Origin of the sequence: Mesobacillus sp., from assembly GCF_049588175.1 — a bacterium.
Lineage (GTDB): Bacteria > Bacillota > Bacilli > Bacillales > Cytobacillaceae > Mesobacillus.
The window spans coordinates 1-3,824 of sequence record NZ_JBAVFI010000733.1 but is presented as its reverse complement, the minus strand read 5'-3'; the positions used below and the strand labels follow the sequence as shown (position 1 = coordinate 3,824).

The window sequence follows — 3,824 nt, the reverse complement described above, 5'->3', positions numbered from 1 at the left end:
GGAAAGAAATACGCGATGCTGTTGATCTCAGAAAGCACCTATACAATCAAAAGAAGGTCGGCGATGAATTAAAGGTTAAGTTTTACCGCAATGGCAAGCTTCAGGAAACAACATTAAAATTAGGCGGCGAAACATTGTAACGGCTTGTGGGTAGATGAACAGGGAGCAAATGCTTCCTGTTTTTTTATGTTAAAATGGTCTGTGGATAATTTATTTAGATTTTTAGTGAATGATAAAAATATAAAAAGCCAAGAAGGGATTTGGGAAAATGAAGTATTGTTGCAGTGAACATGTAGAATTAGCGCTAGATGAAGCAGTGGATGAGTATGAAACAGCACCACAATTAGAGAAGTTGGAGGCTGTGGAAAACTCGGGGTTTTCTTGTGGATACTGTGGACAACCTGCAGTATATATTGTAGCGAACGAATGATCGCCTACTAAATGTGGATACAGGGTGTGGATATGTGGATATCTTCTGTGGATATCTTGTTTGTAAACTGTTTGTAATTTGTTTGTAAAGTGGGGATGACTGTGAATATCTCAATCGTTACGGTTGGCAAATTGAAAGAAAAATACCTGAAACAGGGGATAGAAGAATACTTAAAGCGCCTTGGAAGCTATGCAAAAGTCGATGTTATTGAGGTGTCAGACGAGAAAGCACCAGAGGAATTAAGTGAAACAGAAATGGTTCAGGTAAAGCAAAAAGAAGGAGAACGGATCCTGGCAAAAATTAACCCAGATGCACATGTTATTGCTTTAGCCATAAACGGAAAGTTGAAGTCATCGGAAGAACTTGCAGACAGCCTCGATAAGCTGGCCACCTATGGCAAAAGCAAAGTGGCTTTCGTTATTGGCGGATCCCTTGGCCTGAGCGATGAAGTTCTGAAACGATCCGACGAGCAGCTGAGCTTCTCGAAGATGACCTTTCCGCACCAGCTAATGCGTTTGATCTTGGTTGAGCAGATTTATCGGGCTTTTCGGATTAATCGGGGTGAACCTTATCATAAATAGAGCCAAAAAAAGTTGAAAATAAGACGGCAAGTTGCCTTTAATAATAGAAAAAGGATAGCTAAGGTCATAGAGTCCTAGCTATCCATATTTTTATTAATTAATTTTTCACCTGAGTTTTGCAATAAACATCAACAAAGTGAGCAGGGTTTAATTTTTCGCCGGTTACACGGCGAATTTTTTCATTCCAGTCATAAAGGGCAGCTGGTTTGAAGAATTGATTGATGAGCATTTCTCCCGTTTCTTTTGTGAAAAATTCAGGAGAAATCTTCGTTTCAATATGACGAAGAAGTTGTGCAGCCATTAATTCCCCGAGTAGATAATTTTGGTAATAAACAGGTGCGAGTGTAAAATGAATTTTTGCAGCCCAATCGGGATGATCTGTTGCATCAGGAGGAGTGACTAGCTGAATTTCCTTTACTGTTTTCCACCATAAAGCGTTTAAATCTTGATTGGGATTTTCGTAAAGTTCTTTTTCAAAAAATACAAAGGTAATAATCCATCTTGCTGCAATAAGCATTTGTAACTGTTGGTACTTTTCTAATTCAGGAGCAAGTCCATTTACTGTGGCTTCATCAACTTGTAAAAAGCGCTTTAACCAACGAGGGTCTTTGCCCATTTTTCCAAATAACATCGCGATCGACTCGGTTGTTAAGGTATGACTTACTGTGCGCAGTCCGAATGGAAGGCTGGAGTCTATATATTTGAAATAAGCTGCATGGCCAAACTCATGTAGGTTCGTTTCCATCCAATACGCATCTTCCGTTAAGTTGCAAAGGACACGAACGTCTCCTTCGCGGTCAATATCCGTGCAAAAGGCTGTTGGGTTTTTGTTTTCTCTAGGGAACAAATCGCTTTTGGCATATAGGTCATCAATTTCGATTCCCATTGAGCTAAACGTATCTGTTGTGATTTGGACAATATCTTTCCCTTGGTAAAAAGGATCTAGATTGGTTGAATCAGATGGTGGTGCCTCTTGGAAAAAGGGATCGACATAATGCCAAGGGCGTATATCCTCTGGATTAATCCCAAATTTAGCTGCTAAACGTTCGTCTAGTTCTTTCTTCATCGAGCGGTAGGCTTCATCTGATTGTGCAATAAGTTCGTTGAAAATAGCGAATACCTCGTCACGGTCAAGTTCTTGAAGAGCAAAGCCCATTTGATGGTGGTTATCATAACCAAGTAGTTGTGCTGCTTCATTGCGCTTCTTCACAAGCTCAAGCAGGCCTTTTTCTACGACTTTCCCAACTTCCTTACTTGCAAACCATACTTTTTTGCGTAATTCCTGGTCATCACTATTAACCAATACTCCCCGAATATCATTGGCAGAATACTTTTTGCCATCCACTTCAGGGGAGTATGTGTTAAATAATAAATTTAGTTCAGAAGAGCGTTTTGATAGATCAGCAATCACTTCTTCAGGAAGTTGGTTACCTTCCATTTCGCTTAGCAGAAGTTTAAGCTGACGTTTTTCGATCTCGGTTAAGTTTTCCGTTGCTAGAAATTGTTTTGTTTTCTCATATGTATCTTTTGAAGAAAATAAAAGGTTGTATCGAGTTTCAGCATCACTTAATTTAGCAGCCCATTCAGAGTCTCCAGTGGTTTGGGCCATCCAGCTTGATTGAGTCCCATCTTTATATAATCCTTGCATTTGGTCATTGATTTCTTTTAAGAAGGTTTGTAATGTTTCCATATGTATCACTACCTTTCTATAGTTAATTATCATAATAGTAACATTATTAAGTATTCTTTAGAGATATTCTTAAACCTTTAAAAAGCTTCTAAAAATCTCCTTTTAAGTTCCTAAATCTTTTGACTACACTTTTTTCTCTCCTAACGGATCCTCCTGAAATTGTTAATTTGACGTATTTGTGAAACTATGAACAAACTAATTCAGAATGTGACGAACTTCACAAATTTAATCCTCCTACAGTAATACAATTTAGACATAGAGAAAACATTATCTATCTTAAAAATTCCATATATAAGATCAATAGTGGGAGGAACGAAAAATGGAAAAGAAGAAACTGGTCATGATTGGCAACGGGATGGCGGGAGTCAGGACAATAGAAGAACTGTTGAAGCTTGATCGTGAAGCATACGAGATTGCGATTTTTGGGAACGAACCGCATCCGAATTACAACCGGATCATGTTGTCTACAGTCCTGCAGGGTGATAAGAGTATTGAGGACATTATAATGAACGACTGGGAATGGTATAAGAACAATGGTATCAAGCTTTATGTCGGCGAAGAGATCGTAAAAATAGACAAGGAAAATAAACAGGTCATTTCAAGTGCGGGCCGGATTGCCGAATACGATGAATTGATCATCGCGACCGGTTCTAGTTCATTTATTTTACCAGTGCCTGGTGCTGATAAAAAAGGCGTCGTCGGTTTTCGTGATATCCATGATTGTGAAATGATGATCAAAGATTCTCGTGAATATAAGAAGGCGGTTGTCATCGGCGGCGGTCTCCTTGGATTGGAAGCAGCACGGGGCCTCCTCAATCTGGGGATGGAAGTGGATGTCGTCCACCTCATGCCATACTTGATGGAAAGGCAATTGGATGCCACTGCTTCTGAAATGCTGAGAAAAGAATTGGAGTCCCAGGGGATGAACTTCCTGCTTGAGAAGCAGACCGCTGAAATCCTCGGCGATGAACGGGTGACAGGGCTCCGGTTCGCGGATGGCTCCGAAGTGGCAGCCGATCTTGTTGTCATGGCCGTGGGCATCCGCCCAAATGTCCAGCTTGCCAAGGACAGCGGAATTTACGTGAATCGCGGGATTGTTGTCAATGATTATATGGAAACAGAC

5 protein-coding genes are annotated in these 3,824 nt (G+C 40.3%); 4 read left to right on the top strand and 1 reads right to left on the bottom strand.

Translation table 11 applies throughout. The features are described 5' to 3' along the window. Positions 1–8 precede the first annotated feature (8 nt). The 3 genes from WB217_RS17860 (at position 9) to rlmH (ending at position 1,011) form a co-directional block, all read left to right on the top strand. Positions 9–140 (top strand): hypothetical protein, encoded by a 132-nt coding sequence (locus tag WB217_RS17860; protein ID WP_423994648.1) that lies wholly within the window; start codon positions 9–11, stop codon positions 138–140. A gap of 128 nt (positions 141–268) precedes the next feature. Beyond that, positions 269–430, top strand: a complete 162-nt coding sequence (locus WB217_RS17855) for a CxxH/CxxC protein (RefSeq protein ID WP_335375928.1) — start codon at positions 269–271, stop codon at positions 428–430. 101 nt (positions 431–531) lie between these two features. Then, entirely contained in the window at positions 532–1,011 is a 480-nt protein-coding gene (gene rlmH / locus WB217_RS17850) for a 23S rRNA (pseudouridine(1915)-N(3))-methyltransferase RlmH (RefSeq protein WP_423994647.1), read from the top strand. A 97-nt stretch (positions 1,012–1,108) separates the two neighbouring features. On the opposite strand, the gene WB217_RS17845 is transcribed toward rlmH, so the two are convergent. Continuing rightward, positions 1,109–2,701: a M2 family metallopeptidase gene (locus WB217_RS17845; protein WP_423994646.1), complete on the bottom strand. Its 1,593-nt coding sequence runs from the start codon at positions 2,699–2,701 to the stop codon at positions 1,109–1,111. Positions 2,702–3,020: 319 nt separating this feature from the next. Between WB217_RS17845 and WB217_RS17840 the strand changes: the two genes are divergently transcribed. Beyond that, the coding region (locus WB217_RS17840) for an FAD-dependent oxidoreductase (RefSeq protein ID WP_423994645.1) at positions 3,021–3,824 on the top strand (804 nt) is incomplete at its 3' end.

What these genes read in the sequence shown, in the direction of transcription:
- WB217_RS17855 (WP_335375928.1), top strand. Translation starts at nt 269, where the DNA reads ATGAAGTATTGTTGCAGTGAACATGTAGAATTAGCGCTAGATGAAGCA.
- WB217_RS17845 (WP_423994646.1), bottom strand. Translation starts at nt 2,701, where the DNA reads ATGGAAACATTACAAACCTTCTTAAAAGAAATCAATGACCAAATGCAA.